Here is a 20,508-nt window from a genome sequence, read left to right on the forward strand (position 1 = left end):
GTTCCGGACGATATTGAAAAATGAACAAGCATTTATTTACAGGAATATTGATGTCTTTATGGGTAGGAATCTTACACGGACAGGAGATCAACACCACACGGTTTGATAAGGTGGTGAAAAGCTTAAAGCTCAATAAAACCACCATCAAAGAGGAATTCTGTACCGAAAAGAAAATGCCGAATGAGGAAGATTCCTATATTGCTGTTTTGCCGATTCTGCAGGGAAAAGAAGAGGACGACTTTTTTGTGGTCAGGAATTATATTGTGATCACCAATGAAAATGGTGAAATCAAAAATCAGTATTTTGATCCGGTTGAAATTACTTCAGATGCTATCATGTTAAGAAGTATTGTGATAGATACAGGTCTGTACAATATCAGCAATGGAATCCGTGCTTTTGGGGTCAAAGTGAGTGCTCAGAATGGCAGCCAGCCCAATCCTTATTCTACAGAAACAATTTCCCTGTATTATCCGACCGGGCAGACCCTTAAAAAGATTTTAAACGAATTTGAATTGAACAGATATGGCGCAGAATGGGATACCCGGTGTACCGGAGAAGCTGATGATGACCAATCCGTGATCATGATGGATAAAACGAAAACAAATGATTTCACCGACCTTAAAATCAAAACCATTTCAATTCACAGAAAAACCAAAGAAGTAAACGGCGACTGCAAAGAAAACGAAACCTCAAAAACCTCCTACCGCATCTTAAAATTTAAAAACGGAAAATACCAATAAACCCCTATCATCTGCTACCTAATCCCTAATCCCTTCCAAAATGAAAATACAATCCGTAATCGTAGACGATGAGCTTATTGCAAGAGAAGTTCTCAGAAATTATATCACAAAATATTGTCCACAGATCGAACTTGTGGGCGAGGCGGAAAATATCAAAGAAGCCGTTCCGTTGATTGCTGAAAAGCAGCCACAACTTGTGTTTCTGGATGTGGAAATGCCTTACGGAAATGCTTTTGACGTGTTGGAAGCCACCAAAGAGTTTTCCTATGAAACCATCTTTATAACGGCCTTTTCTCAATATTCACTGCAGGCGCTTAATAAATCGGCCAGTTATTATATTTTAAAACCGATTGATATTCAGGAACTGATTTTAGCCGTAAATAAAGTTGCGGAAAGTCTTGAAAAGAAAGAAGAGCTCAACCGTAATAAAATCCTCCTAGAAAATTTAAAATTAAAACCTGAAAAGCAACAACTGATCCTTCCTACACTTCAGGGATTTGATGTGGTTAAAACTGAAGATATCTTAAGACTGCAGGCAGATGGAAACTTTACACAGGTATATCTGACCGACGGTTCTAAAAAAATGGTCTGCCGCTTTTTGAAACATTTCGATGATCTGCTGGAAAACCCTTTTGTAAGAGTTCACCGGTCGCATATCATCAATGCAGGATTTGTAAAATCTTACCATAAAAGCGGAACGGTCATGCTTTCTGATGATACCGAAATTGAGGTTTCCGGCAGTTTTAAGGACAATTTCCTGAAGGTCTTTTCCTAGAATTTATTGTTCATTAACAGCGTAAAGGCATTATTTTTGAAGTTTTCAGGGCAGTCACACAAAATATTCCCATTATGAAAACTCTTCAGAAAATTGCGATTCCGGTTACATTAGGTGTTTTAGGACTTATTATTTACAATTCGTGTTCTGCGGGAATTCCGAAAGGAGCAGTAGCAGTCAGTAATTTTAATGCTAAAAAATACCTCGGAAGGTGGTATGAGATTGCCCGTTTCGACTACAGATTTGAAAAAAACATGGACAATGTCACCGCCGAATATTCTGAAAATCCAGACGGCTCCATCCGTGTCAGCAACAAAGGCTATAATTACGTTAAAAAAGAATGGAAAGAAGCCATAGGAGAAGCCAGGTTTGTAAAAGATAAAACCGAAGCACGTCTTAAAGTTTCCTTTTTTAAACCAATCTGGGCAGGCTACAATGTAATTGATATCGATGAAGATTATCAATACGCGCTGGTAGCGGGAAACAGCTTGAAATATCTGTGGATCCTATCCAGAACAACTTCTATTCCTGAAAGCATCAGACTGCGTTTCATTGAAAAAGCAAAAAGAATAGGGTATAGTACGGATGAATTGATCTGGGTGAAGCATAATTAGTTGGGAGAGCCAGGAATCAAGATTTTAGATGTCAGATGTCAGACGTCAGATTTCAGATAGTATGACTGGTGGCTTCGAGTACCTCAGCCACCATTTTGTCATATTTAGAAATTGTGGTCTATCTTAAGTTTCAGTGTAAACTCTGATCATGGGACACCATTTTATTCTTAATCTATCTCTGGTGGCTGAGGCACTCGAAGCCACCAGAAATTTGTTGTTTATTCAATAGTACTCACTCCCCGAAACTCGCACCCCGTATCACACAACTACTCTAAAACACGCAAACGCTACGACTCTCAAACACTCTGACGCTCAAACTCCCTCCACTCCTCAAAACGCTGATCAATCACAGGTTTTATCAGATCATAGTTTTCGTAGGTGTCTTCCACGTGGTAGAACGATTCATATTCGAAGTCGTTTTCTTCTGCTTTCCGGTCGAAGGTTTCTGAATAATCGTCAGTAAATGAGTTGAATTTTTTTCCGAAAGCAGTATCATCATTGTAATAAGCTTTTGCAAAGCCGTTGCCGAGATCGTTGAGGTCGTGTTGGCTGAACTTTTCATCGCACAGATCGATCAGAAATTCTGCTCCGGTCATCTCACGTCTTTTTACACTTTGGATCTCATCTTTGGTATCTTCTTCCAGTTCTTCAGATAATAAATTGTTGTTGATACACCACGTCAGAAACATACCGATATGGGTCGCTGCATTTTCATTGGATAAATTTTCCGGATATTCTCCGCCATAGTGCCAGGAAGCATCATCATATTTTGCCATTGCCGAATAATTATAGTTTTAAACAGTATCAGCCAAAGATAGAAAAAATCATTTTATGTTGTCGCAGCCGTAGATTTTTACGTCATTTGCAGGACATTTTCTTTCAAGAATTTATATATGGAAAAAGCTGTTCTGATTACTATCGGGGATGAAATCCTTTCCGGAAATACCGTTGATACCAATTCTAATTTTATTGCCACGGAACTTAAAAACATTGGCATACAGGTGACACAGATCTTCACCATATCCGATGAGATCGAAATCATTAAAAATACTTTGAAAGCTGCTTTTGAGCTGGGTGATCTGATCATAACGACCGGAGGTTTAGGCCCGACAAGGGATGATAAAACAAAAAAAGCACTGGCTGATTATTTCAATGATGAAATTGCTTTGGATGAGGTGACTTTCAACCATCTTAAAAATTATATGGAAAGACGCGGCCGCGCAGATATCCTTGAAAGAAACAGAGAACAGGCCTTTGTTCCAACAAAATCTGTTGTTTTTCAGAATCATTTTGGAACGGCACCGTGCATGATGATGGAGCAGGATGGTAAATTATGTTTCAGCCTTCCGGGTGTTCCTTATGAAGTTAAACCATTGATCAGAGACCAGATCGTTCCTTATTTAAAAGAAAAATTCAATCTGTATTATATTCATACCAGAATTGTTTCCGTGGTGGGAATTCCTGAGAGTATTCTTGCGGATACCATTGAAGACTGGGAACTGGCGCTTCCTGAAAATCTGGCGTTGTCTTATCTTCCGGTAGGAACCCGTGTCAAACTGAGACTAACGGCTTCAGGAGACAATGAAATGGCTCTGAAACAGCAGGCAGAAGAGGAGATCCAGAAACTTCTTCCTTTGGTCAAAGATCATGTGATTGCAGTCACCGAAGATAAAATTGAAAAGATCCTGGCGGAAATTCTTACGGAAAGACAACTGACGATTTCCACGGCAGAAAGCTGTACGGGCGGTGAACTGGCCAAAATGATTACATCCATTTCCGGAAGTTCAGCCTATTTCCTTGGAGGAATTGTGCCTTATGCTACGGAGAAGAAAATTGAGATTTTAAAGGTTTCCAAAGAGACGGTGGATCAGTTCACCGTGGTAAGTGAGCAGGTAGCAAGTGAAATGGCGGAAGGTTGCCAGAAACTATTTGGAACGGATATTTCCCTTTCTACAACAGGGGTTGCAGGTCCGGGTAAAGGTGAGGACGGTAAAGAAATAGGAACTGTTTTTTACACAATCAGGATTAATGATCAGGAAGTTACTTCAAAATTATACATGCCTCATTTAGACCGGCTTGATTTTATGAATTTTGTTTCGCAGAAGATTATTCAGGATTTGGTAGGGTTGCTTATAAATGCTTAAGAATCAGTTGATTTTTTTAATTTTATTTTAATAAAAATAATTGAGTTTTTCACGCTTTTTGGAATCCATCATATAAATTTCATTACGTGGAAAACTCAAAACAGATTTTTCAGACTGATAATAAAAAACGCTGGAGAAGCGTACAGTGGGGGAGTCGTATCTTTATTTTTGTGGCCGTATTACTCATCTTGGCTTTAGGGCTGATGATGAAGCTGGAAAAAAGCCCGAAAATTCCTTTCAAAGAAGATTATAAAGCGGTTATTACTGCCAGTAAACCTTATCTTCAGGAAAATAAAATATCCAAAGAATACAAAGGTTTCAGGAACTTTATTTCTGAAAAAACCATGCATACCAGCCTTGCGAAAATTCAGCAGGCAAGAGCAGAAAGACTTAAAAATCAAAACCGAAGCTGGTCCATGTTTCCCGGTGGGATTCGTTCTGCGTTCTATGTGGCCTGGGATCCGCAGTCGCTGATGTCTCTGAAAAGAAATATCAGACACATCAACCTCGTTTTTCCGGAATGGTTTTTCCTCGATCCCAAAACAGGGGATTTAAAGACCAATATAGATCCGGAAGGCTATAAAATCATCAAAAGAACCGGAGTGGCTGCGATGCCGATTTTAAGTAATAATTCCGATCGCGAGTTCCGTTCAGAAGGACTTGGAAAGGTTTTAAAAGATCCACAGAGAAGAACGAAACTGATTCAAAAGCTTACGCAGCAGTGTCAGAAATTTCACTTTAAAGGAATCAATATTGACTTTGAAGATATGAATCTGGATTCTGATGAATACCTGATTGCTTTTATGAAGGAACTTTCAGACACATTCAAACAGAATAAACTGCTGGTTACTATGGATATCATGACGGATAATGATGATTACAATATCCAGAAACTGAATCCTTATGTAGATTACTTCATCCTGATGGCTTATGATGAATATGCCGTAGATAGCGATGCCGGACCGGTTTCCTCACAAAAATGGATCGAAGCACAGACTGAGAAAATCCTTAAAAAAACAACGGCTGAAAAAATAATTCTTGGGTTGGGAGCATACGGCTACGACTGGAGTACCAACAAAGAAGATAATACTTCCGTTACGTATATGCAGGCTATTACAAAAGCCAGTGCGAGCAAAGCAGTCATTAATTATGATGACAATACATTCAATTTAAATTACTCCTACACAGATTCTAAAAAAAATACCCACACGGTATTCTTCAACGATGCAGCTTCCATTTTCAATACCATGCGTTTTTCTTCTGAATATCCACTGGCGGGAACTGCCGTTTGGAGACTGGGAAGTGAAGACAGCAGAATCTGGAATTTCTATGATAAAGATTTGACAACTGCCGGTATGTCAAAACTTAATTTGAAAATGTTGGAGAATGTAAAAGGGCAAACGATGGTCGATTACATCGGGGACGGAGAAGTTCTGGATGTTTTGAATACGCCTCATGACGGAAAAATAGCTTTGGAAATAGATCCCAAAGAAAAAATAATTACCGATGAGAACTATATCACCTATCCAAGTTCTTATGAAGTGAAAAAATATGGTGAAGCTCCACAAAAAGAGCTGGTCCTGACCTTTGACGATGGTCCGGATGAAACATATACGCCACAGATTTTAGATATCCTTTCAAAATATCACGTTCCTGCCGCATTCTTTCTTGTTGGATTGAATGCTGAGAGAAACCTTCCGTTGGTGAAGAGAATTTACCGGGAAGGTCACGAGATCGGAAACCACACGTTTACGCATGAAAATGTAGCGAAAGTAAGTCCTGAAAGAGCTTTAATGGAGATGAAACTGACAAGACTGCTGATCGAATGTATCACAGGGCACAGCACCATTCTCTTCAGAGCACCTTACAACGCAGATTCGGAACCGACCACTTCTGAGGAAATTATTCCGGTAGCACTGGCGAGACAGCAAAATTATCTCGATATCGGAGAAAGCATTGACCCGGAAGACTGGCAACCGGGAATCAAATCAGATGAAATTATCAAACGTGTTATGGCAGGCATTAAGCTGCAACGGGGAAATATTATTCTTCTACACGATGCAGGTGGAGATACCAGAGAAGAAACCGTGAAGGCTCTTAAAATTCTGATCCCGACTCTTCAGAAACAAGGCTATCATTTTACGAATCTGGCCAGTATTCTGCATAAAAGCAAAAGCGTGCTGATGCCGGAAGTTCCGAAAACAAGATCCTATTATATTATGCAGCTCAATCTGGTGCTGGCAACCGCGATATATGGAATCAGTCATTTTCTGGTAGCGCTTTTCACTATATTTATCGGGCTTGGCCTGATAAGATTGATATTGATGATGTACTGGGCTTTTAAAGAAAGAAAAAAAGAAAAACTATTGGGTGAACTTCCTGTTTTGGAAACCTATCCGAAAGTATCCATCATTGTTCCTGCTTATAATGAAGAAGTGAATATTATTTCTTCCCTGAATAATTTATTAAAACAGACTTATCCCAACTTCGATATCATCATGGTAGATGACGGAAGTAAGGATTCAACCTATAAAAAAGCCAGTGAAGCATTTCCCAACCACCCGAAACTGAAAATTTTCACAAAATCAAATGGTGGAAAAGCGACTGCCCTGAATTTTGGAATTTCCCAGACCGATGCAGAATATGTTGTGTGTATTGACGCAGATACCCAACTTGAACACCATGCTGTAAAATATCTGATTGCAAGATTCTTAAATTCAGATCCGGAGGAAAAGATCGCCGCTGTAGCAGGGAATGTAAAAGTAGGAAACACCGTGAACTGGCTTACCAGATGGCAGTCCATAGAATATACAACGAGTCAGAATTTTGATAGATTAGCCTATGCTTACATTAATGCTGTGACGGTAATTCCCGGGGCAATCGGGGCGTTTAAAAAGTCGGTGATCATCGAAGCAGGAGGATATTCTACTGATACCTTGGCAGAAGACTGTGATATTACCGTGAAGATTTTAAGAGCAGGATATACAGTGGCCAATGAAAACAGAGCCGTCGCTGTGACCGAAGCTCCTGAAAGCGTAAAACAGTTTTTAAAACAACGTTTCCGCTGGACTTACGGAATCATGCAGATGTTCTGGAAACAACGTCAGACTTTCCTGAATCCAAAATACAAAGGGCTTGGACTTTGGGCGATGCCGAATATTTTACTGTTCCAGTATATTATTCCGTTCTTTTCGCCATTGGCAGATCTGATCATGTTTTTTGGAATTTTATCCGGAAACGGCGGGAAAATATTCACGTATTACCTCATCTTCCTGTTAGTGGATGCTTCCTTGGCTCTTGCCGCATTTATCATGCAGAGAGAAAAACTCACCGGTTTATTTTATGTGATTCCGCAGCGTTTCGGCTACAGATGGCTGATGTATATTGTATTATTCAGAAGTTTAAGAAAAGCATTGAAAGGAGAAATGCAGTCCTGGGGATTTTTAAAAAGAACAGGAAATGTAAAAGAGATCGTGACTTCTTAATATTTGTTTAAATTTGTTTATTGTAACAAAACTTAAAAAAAACAGACTTATCATCTAAAATTTGCTATCATAATGAAAAAATTAACGCTTTCTTTGTTTTTATTGGCAGGTGTTTGTTCACTTAATACGGTGAACGCACAGGCAAAAGCCGTGAAAACAGCAGTTAACAGCACAGATAAAGGCTTGGATATTAGCCTTATGGATACTTCAGTACGTCCGCAGGATGATTTTTATAACTACGTAAGCGGAACTTGGATGAAAACAGCCAAAATTCCGTCCGATAAACCAACCTGGGGTAGTTTCAATAAACTGGCTGAAGATACAGACAACAACTCAATGACTATTTTGAACTCTCTTCTGAAAGACAAATTTGCAGACGGAAGCGAGGGTAAAAAAATTCAGGATCTGTATGCTTCTTACATGAATATGCAGAAGAGAAATGCAGACGGAATCAAGCCTATTCAGGATAATCTGAATAAAATTGACGCGATCAAAAACCTTACTGACCTTCAGAATTATCTGATCTCTGTAACTAAAGACGGCGAAAATACATTGTACGGATGGGGTGTAGATGCAGATCTTAAAGACTCTAAAATGAATGCTGTTTACTTAGGTGACGCTTCTTTAGGGTTAGGAAGAGATTACTATCAGAAAGTAAACGAAAAAAATACGGAAGCTATCGCTGAATATCAGAAATATGTAGCTTCTATGCTTAAAGAATTAGGCTACAAAAATGCTGATGCAGCTGCAAAAGGTATCGTAGACTATGAAAAAAGCATTGCACAGACTTACCTTACCAACGAGCAAAGCCGTGACAACACGCTTCAGTACAACCCAAGAACAATGGCTGAGCTTTCAACATTGGTAAAAGGCGTTGATATTCCTGCTTATCTTAAAAAAGTAGGGGTGAATACAGATAAAGTAATCATCGGGGAAATCGGGTATTATAAGAACTTTGATAAATTGGTGAATGCTCAGAACCTTCCTGTGATCAAGGATTATTTAAAATTCCACATGGTTCACGGAAGTGCTTCTTACCTAAGTGAAAAGTTAGGGGATATGAGATTCGGTTTCTATGGTAAATACTTAAGAGGCCAGCAGGAGCAGAGAGCATTGAACAAAAGAGGGTTTGAATTAATCAACGGTTCTCTGGGTGAAGCTTTCGGTAAATTATATGTTGAAAAATATTTCCCGGCTGAAGCAAAAGCTCAGATGGTAGAATTGATCGATTATTTAAAGAAAAGCTTCGCAGTTCACATCAACAACCTGGCGTGGATGTCTTCTACAACGAAGGAAAAAGCAATGACCAAACTGAACAAGTTTACAGTGAAAGTGGCTTATCCGGACAAATGGAAAGACTATTCAAAATTAGAAATTCTTCCGGAAGCTAAAGGCGGAACTTTATACAAGAACCTTCAGAATGTAGCGGCTTGGCAGTATAATAAAGATTTAGCAAAAATCGGTAAAGCTGTAGATAAAACAGAATGGGGTATGACGCCACAAACGGTGAATGCTTACTACAACCCGGTAAATAACGAAATCGTATTCCCGGCTGCCATCCTTCAGCCTCCTTTCTTCAATCCTAAAGCTGATGCTGCTGTGAATTTCGGAGGAATCGGTGCGGTTATCGGTCACGAAATGAGCCACGGATTTGATGATTCAGGTGCTCAGTTCGATGCAGACGGAAACCTTGTAGACTGGTGGACTCCTGAAGATAAAGCTAACTTCGAAAAAGCAACAAAAGCTCTTGCTGCTCAGTATGACAAATACGAGCCGGTAAAAGGAACTTTCGTGAACGGTACTTTCACAAACGGTGAAAATATCGCTGACTTAGGTGGAGTAAACATCGCTTACGATGCGCTTCAGATGTATTTAAAAGATAAAGGAAATCCAGGGAAAATCAGTGGATTCTCTCAGGATCAGAGATTCTTCCTAAGTTGGGCAACCGTTTGGAGAACTCTTTCCAGTGAAAAATATATGGTAAACCAGGTGAAAACAGACCCGCACTCTCCGGGATATTTCAGAAGCTTTGGTCCATTGATCAACGTTGACGCTTTCTACAAAGCATTCGATGTGAAAAAAGGAGACAAACTATACAAAACGCCGGAAGAAAGAATTAAAATCTGGTAACAATAAACAAACCGTTCAGCAATGAGCGGTTTTTGTTTTTTTAGGGGGTAGGTAGCAGGTGGCAGATGTTAGGTTGCAGGTGTTAGGTTGCAGCTAACTCATAGACGTATTTCTTTTTACCCTCAAACCCTACAACACTCATACTCTCATACTCTCAAACTCCGCAACTCACTACAAAGTCTTCATCATTTCTCAATTATCATTAATCACTTATCATCAAAGTTCGTATATTTGGTAAGTTTGTATACAATCAAAATTTTTTTTTAATGAAAAAGCTAAATATTGGAATACTTGCCCTTTCCGGCATTGTATTTTTAAACTCATGCGGAACGGCTAAAACTGCTGGTACAGAAAAGAAAACTGAAACTACGGTTGCCGTTGCAGAACCTGTGAAAGAAGAAGCAAAAGAAGAGGGGATCAATTTATCTTATATGGATAAAAGCGTTCGCCCGCAGGATGACTTTTTTAGCTATGTGAATGGAAATTGGGTGAAAACTACTCAGATTCCTTCAGATAAAGCGAGCTGGGGGTCTTTCAATGCTTTGAGAGAAAATGTAGATGATGCTTCTTTGGATATTCTGAACAAGATTTTATCCGAAACGTATTCTGAAGGATCAGAAGGACAGAAAATCCAGAACCTGTACGCATCTTTCATGGATGTGAATAAGAGAAATGCAGATGGATTGGCTCCTGTCAAAGGAGATCTGGCAAAAATTGATGCGATCAAAAACCTTAATGATCTGCAGAAATACCTTCTCGAAGCAACCAAATTAGGCGATAATTCTTTCTACGGATGGAGAGTAAGCGCAGATATGAAGAATTCTAAAATGAATGCGGTATATCTGGGCGGTCCGGACCTTGGATTGGGAAGAGACTACTATCAGAAAGTAAATGAAGCCAATACCAAAACTTTAGCAGAATACCAGACTTATGTAGGGAAACTGTTTGGAGTTTTAGGGAATAAAAATGCAGGACAGGCTGCACAGAATGTAGTAACATTTGAAAAACAGCTTGCCAATTATCTTCTGACTCTTGAACAGAACAGAGATGCCAATTTGAGATACAATCCAAAAAATGTAACTGAACTTTCAGGATTGGTTAAAAACGTTAATCTGGCTAAATACCTTAAGGAGGCAGGAGTAAATACGGATAAAGTAATCATCGGCGAACTGAAATATTACCAGAATATGGATCAGTTCATCACGGAAAAGAACCTTCCGCTTCTGAAAGATTATCTGAAATATCATTTGATTAACGGTAACGCCAGCAACCTGAATGACAGTCTGGAGGCGATCAGATTTGATTTCTATTCCAAATACCTTCAGGGGCAGAAAGAGCAGCGTCCGATGGACAAAAGAGGACTTGCCCTTGTGAATGGAGTTTTGGGTGAAGCTTTCGGTAAATTATACGTTGAAAAATATTTCACACCTGAAGCAAAAGCTCAGATGGAGACCTACATTGATTATATCTTAAAATCATTCAAGACCCACATCAATGACATGGATTGGATGTCTCCGGCTACCAAAGTGAAAGCTCAGGAAAAGCTGTCTAAATTCACAGTGAAAATCGCTTATCCGGACAAATGGAAAGATTACAGCCAGTTAAAAGTGGGATCTCCAAAACAGGGATCAACATTATATTCCAATCTTCAGAATGTGTCTGCGTGGCAGTATCAGAGAAGTCTTGATAAAGTAGGAAAACCGGTAGACAAAACAGAATGGGGAATGTCTCCACAGACTGTCAATGCGTATTACAACGGTTCAAACAACGAAATCGTTTTCCCGGCAGCTATTCTTCAGCCTCCTTTCTATAACCCTAAAGCTGATGCAGCTGTTAACTTCGGAGGTATCGGAGCGGTTATCGGTCACGAGATCTCTCACGGATTTGATGACAGCGGTTCACGTTTTGACGGTGACGGAAACCTGAACAACTGGTGGACAGACGAAGACCGTAAGAATTTTGACGCCAAAGTTGGACAACTGGCTGCTCAGTACAGCGCTTACGAACCGGTAAAAGGAAGTTTTGTCAACGGTAAATTTACGAGCGGTGAAAACATCGGTGATCTTGGTGGAGTAGCGGTGGCTTATGACGCGCTTCAGATGTATTTAAAAGATAAAGGAAATCCGGGGAAAATCAGTGGGTTTACTCAGGATCAGAGATTCTTTATGAGCTGGGCAACGGTGTGGAGAACCAAAGCTACTGACCAGTATATGATCAACCAGGTGAAGACAGATCCGCACTCTCCGGGAGTGTTCAGGGCTTTCGGTCCACTGGTGAATCAGGATGCATTCAGCAAAGCATTTGATATAAAACCTGGAGATAAAATGTACAAAGCTCCTCAGGACAGAATAAAAATTTGGTAAAAAACAACCAAAAATTGTTAGAAAAGAAAGAATCCGTCTCCATTCAATGGGAGACGGATTCTCTTTTTAATACGCTTTCTTATAATTCCGGAGAACAAAATTGATTCCCGTTTCTATAATGTCTCCCATGGTTTTACAATACTTGAAATTGATATCATAAGTGAGTTTCTGCAAAGCTGTTTTCAGCTCTGTAACATTAGCTTCCGGCGCAATATTATCTTTTTTCATAATAGAAATAAGTTCATCGAATCTGTTTTGACTGCTGGTCACTCTTTTTACGATTTGTGAACGCACTTCTTTACGGTACTGTTCTATAGAATTGGGCTTCAGTTTTTCCAAAACCATATTCACCATGATATTGTTTTCTTTGAAATACTGGGGAAGATATACTTTCAGATTCCCTTCATAACTTTGTTGATCAAAATCGATAGGGCGGATTCTATAAATCACCTGATCGAAATCGTGGATAGGAATAATAACATAATTATAAGAGCGCATATCCCCAAGCAGCCCGATGAGGCAGCGTTCATTGAATTTTACAAATTCCTTGGAAATTTGTGCCTTTTCCGGTTCTGAACAGTTGTGTAAATGTTTCTGAATAAAAACATCTCCTGGAATTCCTAAGATATGCTCTTCTATTAAGGTGTTTTTGTAAATCAGAAAATTGATCCGGTTGGGAGAAAGCAGGTCTTCTATTTCCAATCCGTAGATCCTTGAAGCATCAGCCTGTTTAATATAAAAATTAGTATAATTGTCGTTCAGAATATTTCTTACCCGGATTCGGAAAGGTTTAGAGTTTCCGAAGGTACAGAAGTCAATCGTATCCACTTTCAGATAGGGTAAAGTAGCCTCATCTCCGTCGGAATGAAGAAGGGTGTAAATCTTATTTAAATTAGCTTCAATTTCTTTAAACTCATACTCAGGATACAGGACACCGAGCCATAAAGTATCCTTGCCTTCCTTATCCAGAATATTCACACTGTCGCTGAATCTTAGCAGGTCTTCATACAGAAACTGAATCTGGGTCGTTCTGTTATGTTTTTCCAGATACTGCTGTAATGCTTCCGAAACAGGATATATGGGTTTTCTGAATGCGATCTTTACATCTTTCATGACTCTTTTACTTTAATTAAAATATAAAATGAATTCGGAGTAGGCCTGTTTATTTTAATGATGCTCAGGAAGTGTTACCTGGATATGAGCAGTCCTGCTATCCTTGTCAAGGTTTTAAACCTTGACAAGGATAATTAGTAACTCACATTCCCTCTTTTCCAGTCTTATCATCTGAATTTTCTAATCCCGAACTCATGTTAAATATAGATAATTTTTTTTCCTTACATCGGAGGAATTCCGATTTTAACATGTGTTCGATGCTTTTTTATCAATTCAAAATGCCCCCGGATTTTATTTTATCTGTCTTTCACTTTTTTTATTTATTTTTTCATAGTTTAGTGATATCGTAAAGCGATGATTTTACGACATATATATTATGGGTTAAATTAAATATTTCAAGAAAAATCTTGACAAAATTTTGTATGTTACAGTTTTTTTTTAAATTTAAACATTGGATTGGTAATTTATTTGATTCATCGGTAAATTACTCAAAGACAGATCCAAACCAAAATCAAAAATCTCAAAATAATAATAATATGGCAATGTTTAATTATGGTGTTGGCGGTAACGAAGTAAAAGTAGACGCTAATGAAGCTATTCAGGAAATACAGGAAAATAAATCACTGATAGTAAGCCAGCTTACAACTGACGAATCTTATACCCCTGAAATCGTAACAGGATTAAAAACAGTGGATGACGTTTTCAGACATTTTCAACCTTCCGTAGCAGTACAGCACGAAACAGAAGAAGGAAGTGTCGTAGAAGAGGAATTCCGTTTTCAGAATCTTGCAGACTTCACACCCAAAAATCTTACTCAGAAATCCGACTATTTACAACAGCTTAGCATGGAACAGGAGCAGTACAATAAAATCGTACGCCAGCTGAAAACAAATAAGATTCTGCGTAACATGCTTGAGAATGAGCAGACCAGAGCTGCATTCATCGAAGTATTGAAAGATGTGGCACAAGAACTTGAAAAATAATTATTTACACTAAATCAAATCATGGATAGCAAATTACAGGCACAAGAAAGCCAACAGCAGGGTCAGCAGCAACACTCAGGGCAGCCGAAAGGCAACCCGCTTGCAGAACTTAATAAAATAGGAGGTTTTGGCTTTGTTGAATCCGTTGTAGACGGTATCGCCAATATGAACCCTACAAGAAAAGCCAGGAAAGAAATTTTCCTGACAGACAGCAATAAAACCGACGAAAGAAAAGAACTGGCTCAAAAATTAAACCTTTGGGTAAGTCTTTTGGAAGGTAACGAATCTGCAGATAAAATGGCAGATACCTGCAAATCTAAAGCGCAGGCGGCAGACCAAAACTTAAAAACAAACTTAAAAAATACACTTGACGCAGTACGTCTGTTGGAAACCAACTATAGAACTGTAGCCCAATTCTACAAAAACACGGAACTGGATAAAGTGGACAACGTAAGCATCGTAAACGCAAGTCTTGAACAGGTTTCAGATCTTGACAATCCTTTATTTATTGATGCTATTTCCAACGAATTCAAAAACTATTACGACCGTTTGGATCTTAGAGACAACTATTCTATCCTGGCAATACCTGGATACTTAGGCTCAAATAAAGTCATTGAAAAATGGGCAAAGATCTGTAACGAAAACAAAGTAATGATGGTGACCGACTTCGCCAATCTGGATAAGCCGGATGACGTAGTAGACTTATTCCATTCTGCCAACCTTACCGGAGGCGAGCTTCACAGAAGTAACGTTATTATGACGTGTAACTGGCTGGTAGGTAGAGGAAGAGCTGAAGAAGTAGGTGAAGAAGACAACGTAGAACTTCCACCTTCCACTTCATTGGCAGGAAAAATCCATAAAACACTGATGTCTCAGGTAGCAGCAGGTAAAAAACACGGTAACATCAACGAAGTAGACGCTGTAAAATTCGAATTGAAGAAAAGTGAAATTTCTCAGTTGGAAAAAATGGGTCTTGTTCCAATGGTGAACGAATATGGAAAGATCATGGCTTTCTCTGCTAAAACATTGTTTACAGGAGATAACATCGGTCTTCAGACCTATTCCGTAGTACGTGTATTCGACTATGTAACTAAAGTTTTACTTGACTTCCTGAACAGAAGAGCGTTTGAAAACTGGAATGCCAAGAATGAGGACGATTTGAGAAGACAGATTGTAACGTTCCTTGACAATATCAAAGGTCCGGATAAATTGATTGAAAAGTTCAAAATTGTTCGTTTCGAGCAGGACAGAGTCAATAAAGACAGAGTATGGCTGGATATCCGTATGACGCCTTATTTCCCTACAAAAAGTTTCGTTATTAAACTGGACGGACACAAAGGAGATGATGGCAACGAATGGGATGCACAGTATACTCAGGAATAAGTAAGAACCCAATTTAAAATAATAAAACCGATGCATGAGTACATCGGTTTTTTACTGCCAATTCATATGAAAATTAATGTGATCAAAAAAAGTTTAAGCTTCGTTTTGCCCGTACTCCTGCTTATTGTATTGTCAGGATGTGAAAAGAAATATCAGCGGCCGGATCATTATGAGGTAGATCTTTTTAAAGACGAACGCCAGCAGGGGAAAGCTTATATAATGGACCGTGAAGAATGCTTTGACGGCAGCGAGCTCGTTATTGCAAGTTCCAATGTAAAAATTGCCGACAGTTCAAAAGGAAGAGGAAAAACATTTTTTCTCTATAAAGTAAAATCAGGAAAAGTGATGAAAACGATAAGGGATTCCATTGTGGATTATCCTTTCATGTTCCTTTCCCATCAGAGATTGAAACTGGAAAACGACTCCATTTATCTCTATCTTAAAAAACTGGATGGCTACCGCTTTATCGCTGCAGACAGAAACCTTAAATATGAATGGCTGAAAGCAGCTCCGGTATACACTGTTAAAAAGGATAATTAATTTTATCTTTGCAGAGAAGAATTACAAGTCTGTAAATTCAGATGCTTCGACTCCGTTCAGCATGATGTTTCTAACACTTTAGGGTACATGTCATGCTGAACGGAGTCGAAGCATCTATAATGAAGAAGAAACCTTTGGAAAAAATAGAAAACGACAACTTCAGACACATAGGAAACAAGCTCCTCAGCTGGTACGGAAAAAATGCAAGGGATCTGCCTTTCAGACAGACAAAAGACCCATATAAAATCTGGATCTGCGAAATTGTTTTTCAGCAGACCAGGATCAGTCAGGGACTGAATCATTATAATAATTTTATCAAAAGATTTCCGGATGTAAAAACCCTGGCCAATGCAGAAGAAAATGAAGTATTGCTTTGTTGGAAAGGACTTGGCTATTATTCCAGAGCCATCAATATTCATAAAGCGTCACAGCAGATCATGAATGATTATCAGGGTTCTTTTCCTGCAGATTATGATGAAATTCTGAAACTGAAAGGAGTAGGGAAGTACACTGCTGCTGCGGTATCCAGTATCTGCTTTGGAGGTAAGATGCCGGCTGTGGATGGTAATTTTTACCGCGTTTTAAGTCGCATTTTTGCTGATGACTTCGATATTTCCAATTCCAGAGCTTTTTCTTATTTCTCTCAACTTGCGGAATTGGTGATGCCCGACAATGTAGGTGATTTTAACCAGGCTATGATGGATCTAGGCTCGGAAATCTGTAAGCCTAAAAATCCACTTTGTGGGGAATGTCCGGTCAATGATGACTGTTTTGCATTTTCTCTTGATAAAACATCAGATTATCCCGTTAAAACAAAGAAAGTTAAAACAGAAGATCTTGCGCTGACCTATTATTTTGTACATAGAAACGGTCAGTTTTTAATCCAGCAGAGAAAAGATGATTTTATCTGGAAGAAATTATTTGAGTTTCCACCGACAATTTCTGAGGATCTGGAACCATTTATCAAAAATGTAAAAACAGTTACCCATAAGCTTACCCATAAGAATCTGACGATTGAAATTTCAAACGTTGAGGTAGATTCTGAGGTGGTCTGGAACAGCTTTATTGCAGAAAATCAGTACATCATTACAGATTTTGAAGCTTCTCATGATAAATCTTTTCCCAAGCCTTTGGAAAACTACATCCAAAACTCACTGAAAGACTGAAATTTGTCTCCCAAAATCTGAAATCTAATTTGTACTTTTGCAAAATGATAAAAAACGTCATTTTTATTTTTGTATCACTGCTTTTAATTTCGTGCGGAAAAGATCATGTTCCGAAACCTTACGGGGAGCTTCGTCTGGAGTATCCGGCACCGAAATACCATAAGTTTGAAAATAACTGTGCTTATACCTTTGAATACTCAGATTTTGCATCCATCGCTGATGCCAAAAAGCCTTGCTGGTATTACATCAATTATCCGAAAATGAAAGCCAAGCTTTTTGTGACGTATTATCCGATACAGAATGATCTGGCAGACCATCTCAAAGAAACTGAGAAAATGGTCTACGAGCATACCATCAAAGCGAGCTCTATTGAAACCAAGTCATTTGAATACCCTGACAAAAAGGTGTACGGGAATTTCTACGAACTGAAAGGGCAGAGCGCTTCCAATCTTCAATTTTACATTACGGACAGCACGAAACACTTCGTGACTGCTTATTTATACTTTAACACAAGACCGAAACCGGATTCTTTGGCACCGGCGGTGAACTATATCAAAAACGATATGAAACACCTGCTGGACACATTTGAATGGAAAAAATAATTGACTTTAAAATACATTGAAAAATATATGAAACTTTTAGTTGTAGGAAGCGTTGCATTTGATGCAATCGAAACACCATTTGGTAAAACTGATAAAATTTTAGGAGGTGCAGCCACTTATATCAGCATCACTTCTTCTATTTTAGGCGTTAAATCTGGTATTGTTTCTGTTGTTGGAGGAGATTTCCCACAGGAGCACCTTGATATGTTCACAGACAGAGATGTAAATATTGAAGGTATTGAGATCGTAAAAGAAGGAAAAACATTCTTCTGGTCCGGAAAATACCACAATGATTTGAATACCAGAGATACTTTGGTTACAGAAGTGAACGTTTTGGAGAACTTCGATCCTAAAATTCCTGATTCTATGCAGGATTCAGAGATTCTTTTATTAGGGAACCTACACCCTGGAGTTCAGTTGTCTGTACTGGAAAAAATGAACAACCGTCCTAAACTGGTCATCCTTGATACGATGAACTTCTGGATGGATTCTGCTTGGGATATCTTAATGGATATGATCGCTAAAACAGACGTTATTACGATCAATGATGAAGAGGCAAGACAGCTTTCAGGAGAATATTCTCTGGTAAAAGCAGCTAAAAAGATCCACACCATGGGTCCTGACTATGTGATCATCAAGAAAGGAGAGCACGGCGCATTACTTTTCCACGACAGTAAAGTATTTGCTATCCCTGCACTTCCACTGGAAGACGTTTTCGATCCTACCGGAGCAGGAGATACTTTTGCAGGAGGTTTTGCAGCGTATCTTGCTAAAAAAGGAAAGGTAGATTTCGAAACCATGAAGTCTGCTTTGATCGTAGGTTCAGCGATGGCTTCATTCACTGTTGAGAAATTCGGAACAGAAAGAATTGAGGAAGTTACCGAATCTGATATGTTCGAGAGATTGAGACAATTTAAAGAATTAACGACATTCGATGTCGAACTGCAATAAATAAGTCTTTTTAAGAAATATTTATAATAAAAAATTTAGACTAATTCGTTAAGAATTCTAAATTTGCAACTTGTTTAAAATAGTAAAATGACAAATAAACTAAAAATCACTTTTCTTCTTGGGATTTTCATGATGATATTCTCTTCAAACATGAATGCTCAGCTTAAACCGGGAGAATTAGTGGATGGTATTGCTGCTGTTATCGGTGATGAAATTGTTTTGGAATCGGATGTGAATGAGCAGATGAATTATGCCAAACAGCAGGGAGCTTCTGACACAGACAAGTGTGAGTTCCTTGAAAACCTGATCAGCAACAAGCTTCTTGTATACGAAGCCAAAAAAGATACATTGATTGAAAACCGTTCTGCTGCGATTAAGGAGCAGGCCAACGCAAAATACCGTCAGTTACTTTCTCAGTTCCCGGATGAAAAAACAATGCTTACCGCATATAAATTCAGAAACGGATTTGAAATGAAAAATGCTATCGAGAAGATAGACATCGATCAATATTACGGACAGGCTAAATATCAACGTATTACTGAAAAAGCAGACGTAACACCGAATGAGGTAACAGATTTCTACAACCTGTATAAAATGCAGCTTCCTGAAGTAAAAGATGAAATTTCTTTAGCACAGATCATGATGTACCCTAAGCTTACAGAAGCTCACAAGGAAGATCTTATCAAAAGATTAAAGAAAATCAAACAGGATATTGCAGGTGGAGAAACCTTCGAAAGCCAGGCAAGAATCTATTCTGAAGATGAAGGATCTGCTGCCAACGGAGGATTGTACAAGAACATCTATAAAGGACAGATGGTAAAGCCATTTGAAGCGGCTGCCTTAAACCTTCAGGAAAATGAAATTTCAGATCCTATTGAATCTGAATTCGGGTACCATATTGTACAGCTGATCAAAAAATCAGGAAAAGTATATGATGCAAGACACATCCTTTTGAAAGCTACGCCTACAGACGAGGAAATTAAAACAGCAAAAGCAAAACTGGACAGTATCAAAGGTCTTATCCTTGAAGGTAAGATGACATTTAAAGATGCTGCTTATAGATTCTCAGACGATAAGAAAACGAAGTTCAATGCAGGAATTATTGCAGGAGCAGACGGTTCTGATAAAATTGAAAGAGAAAGTATTCCGGGATCTATCAGCTACGAGCTGGCTGGTCTGAACAAAGGAGACATTACTATTGCTTTCGAAGATGAAGACAACAAAAGAAAAGTTGTAAAGATTATCAAAGAAGAAGATGTGATTCCTGCTCACCAGATTACACTGGAAACGGATTATAACAGAATCAAGCAGATGGCGCTGAATAAAAAGCGTAATGAAATGATTGAAAAGTTTGTCAACGCTCAGTTGCCGACAACCTTTATATCGATTGACGGACGCTATGATAACTGTAAATTCAAAGCCAACTGGAAAAAAGAATCGATCAAAAAATAAATACTAAACCTTCAGAATTTCTGAAGGTTTTTTTTATGCTCTGTCTGAAAAAATTATATATTTAAAT

The 20,508-nt window shown here is 38.7% G+C and carries 16 protein-coding genes; 14 read left to right on the forward strand and 2 right to left on the reverse strand.

The window, feature by feature from the left end:
* Window positions 1-20 precede the first annotated feature (20 nt).
* The 3 genes from BUA72_RS09600 to BUA72_RS09610 all read left to right on the forward strand — a co-directional run bounded on the left by BUA72_RS09600 (window position 21) and on the right by BUA72_RS09610 (window position 2,129).
* The gene (locus tag BUA72_RS09600; protein WP_139259582.1) at window positions 21-740 is read left to right on the forward strand and encodes a PA3715 family protein; all 720 of its coding nucleotides are present in this window, start codon (window positions 21-23) and stop codon (window positions 738-740) included.
* A 40-nt stretch (window positions 741-780) separates the two neighbouring features.
* Window positions 781-1,515: a LytR/AlgR family response regulator transcription factor gene (locus BUA72_RS09605; RefSeq protein ID WP_072922758.1), complete on the forward strand. Its 735-nt coding sequence runs from the start codon at window positions 781-783 to the stop codon at window positions 1,513-1,515.
* A gap of 74 nt (window positions 1,516-1,589) precedes the next feature.
* On the forward strand, window positions 1,590-2,129 hold the full coding sequence (locus tag BUA72_RS09610; RefSeq protein ID WP_072922759.1) for a lipocalin family protein: 540 nt from the start codon (window positions 1,590-1,592) through the stop codon (window positions 2,127-2,129).
* A 296-nt stretch (window positions 2,130-2,425) separates the two neighbouring features.
* On the opposite strand, the gene BUA72_RS09615 is transcribed toward BUA72_RS09610, so the two are convergent.
* Complete coding sequence (locus BUA72_RS09615) at window positions 2,426-2,905, reverse strand: DUF7832 domain-containing protein (RefSeq protein ID WP_072922760.1); 480 nt, start codon at window positions 2,903-2,905, stop codon at window positions 2,426-2,428.
* Between the two features lie 117 nt (window positions 2,906-3,022).
* Here BUA72_RS09615 and BUA72_RS09620 point away from each other — a divergent pair, with 117 nt between their 5' ends.
* The 4 genes from BUA72_RS09620 (at window position 3,023) to BUA72_RS09635 (ending at window position 12,251) form a co-directional block, all read left to right on the forward strand.
* A complete protein-coding gene (locus tag BUA72_RS09620) occupies window positions 3,023-4,273 on the forward strand; it encodes a CinA family nicotinamide mononucleotide deamidase-related protein (protein WP_072922761.1) in 1,251 nt (416 codons plus the stop codon).
* 86 nt (window positions 4,274-4,359) lie between these two features.
* A complete protein-coding gene (locus BUA72_RS09625) occupies window positions 4,360-7,758 on the forward strand; it encodes a polysaccharide deacetylase family protein (RefSeq protein ID WP_072922762.1) in 3,399 nt (1,132 codons plus the stop codon).
* Window positions 7,759-7,830: 72 nt separating this feature from the next.
* Complete coding sequence (locus tag BUA72_RS09630; RefSeq protein WP_072922763.1) at window positions 7,831-9,888, forward strand: M13 family metallopeptidase; 2,058 nt, start codon at window positions 7,831-7,833, stop codon at window positions 9,886-9,888.
* A 266-nt stretch (window positions 9,889-10,154) separates the two neighbouring features.
* Complete coding sequence (locus BUA72_RS09635) at window positions 10,155-12,251, forward strand: M13 family metallopeptidase (RefSeq protein ID WP_072922764.1); 2,097 nt, start codon at window positions 10,155-10,157, stop codon at window positions 12,249-12,251.
* Window positions 12,252-12,317: 66 nt separating this feature from the next.
* Here the strand turns inward: BUA72_RS09635 and BUA72_RS09640 are convergent, their stop codons facing one another.
* The gene (locus BUA72_RS09640; protein WP_034730899.1) at window positions 12,318-13,364 is read right to left on the reverse strand and encodes a hypothetical protein; all 1,047 of its coding nucleotides are present in this window, start codon (window positions 13,362-13,364) and stop codon (window positions 12,318-12,320) included.
* A gap of 536 nt (window positions 13,365-13,900) precedes the next feature.
* On the opposite strand from BUA72_RS09640, the gene BUA72_RS09645 reads away from it, so the two are divergent.
* From BUA72_RS09645 to BUA72_RS09675, 7 genes are all read left to right on the forward strand, one after another.
* On the forward strand, window positions 13,901-14,347 hold the full coding sequence (locus tag BUA72_RS09645; protein ID WP_034730993.1) for a type VI secretion system contractile sheath small subunit: 447 nt from the start codon (window positions 13,901-13,903) through the stop codon (window positions 14,345-14,347).
* 21 nt (window positions 14,348-14,368) lie between these two features.
* Window positions 14,369-15,730 (forward strand): DUF5458 family protein, encoded by a 1,362-nt coding sequence (locus BUA72_RS09650; RefSeq protein WP_034730895.1) that lies wholly within the window; start codon window positions 14,369-14,371, stop codon window positions 15,728-15,730.
* A 30-nt stretch (window positions 15,731-15,760) separates the two neighbouring features.
* A complete protein-coding gene (locus BUA72_RS09655; RefSeq protein WP_072922765.1) occupies window positions 15,761-16,270 on the forward strand; it encodes a hypothetical protein in 510 nt (169 codons plus the stop codon).
* A gap of 119 nt (window positions 16,271-16,389) precedes the next feature.
* Window positions 16,390-17,436: an A/G-specific adenine glycosylase gene (mutY, locus tag BUA72_RS09660; RefSeq protein ID WP_047449205.1), complete on the forward strand. Its 1,047-nt coding sequence runs from the start codon at window positions 16,390-16,392 to the stop codon at window positions 17,434-17,436.
* Between the two features lie 44 nt (window positions 17,437-17,480).
* Complete coding sequence (gene gldD / locus BUA72_RS09665; protein WP_072922766.1) at window positions 17,481-18,038, forward strand: gliding motility lipoprotein GldD; 558 nt, start codon at window positions 17,481-17,483, stop codon at window positions 18,036-18,038.
* A gap of 27 nt (window positions 18,039-18,065) precedes the next feature.
* The gene (locus BUA72_RS09670) at window positions 18,066-18,989 is read left to right on the forward strand and encodes a PfkB family carbohydrate kinase (RefSeq protein WP_034730885.1); all 924 of its coding nucleotides are present in this window, start codon (window positions 18,066-18,068) and stop codon (window positions 18,987-18,989) included.
* Between the two features lie 87 nt (window positions 18,990-19,076).
* Window positions 19,077-20,441 carry a peptidylprolyl isomerase gene (locus tag BUA72_RS09675; protein WP_072922767.1) on the forward strand — a complete coding sequence of 455 codons (1,365 nt, stop codon included), beginning with the start codon at window positions 19,077-19,079 and terminating at the stop codon, window positions 20,439-20,441.
* The last annotated feature ends 67 nt before the right edge of the window (window positions 20,442-20,508 follow it).

Origin of the sequence: Chryseobacterium sp. OV279 (assembly GCF_900128945.1) — a bacterium.
Taxonomy (GTDB): domain Bacteria; phylum Bacteroidota; class Bacteroidia; order Flavobacteriales; family Weeksellaceae; genus Chryseobacterium.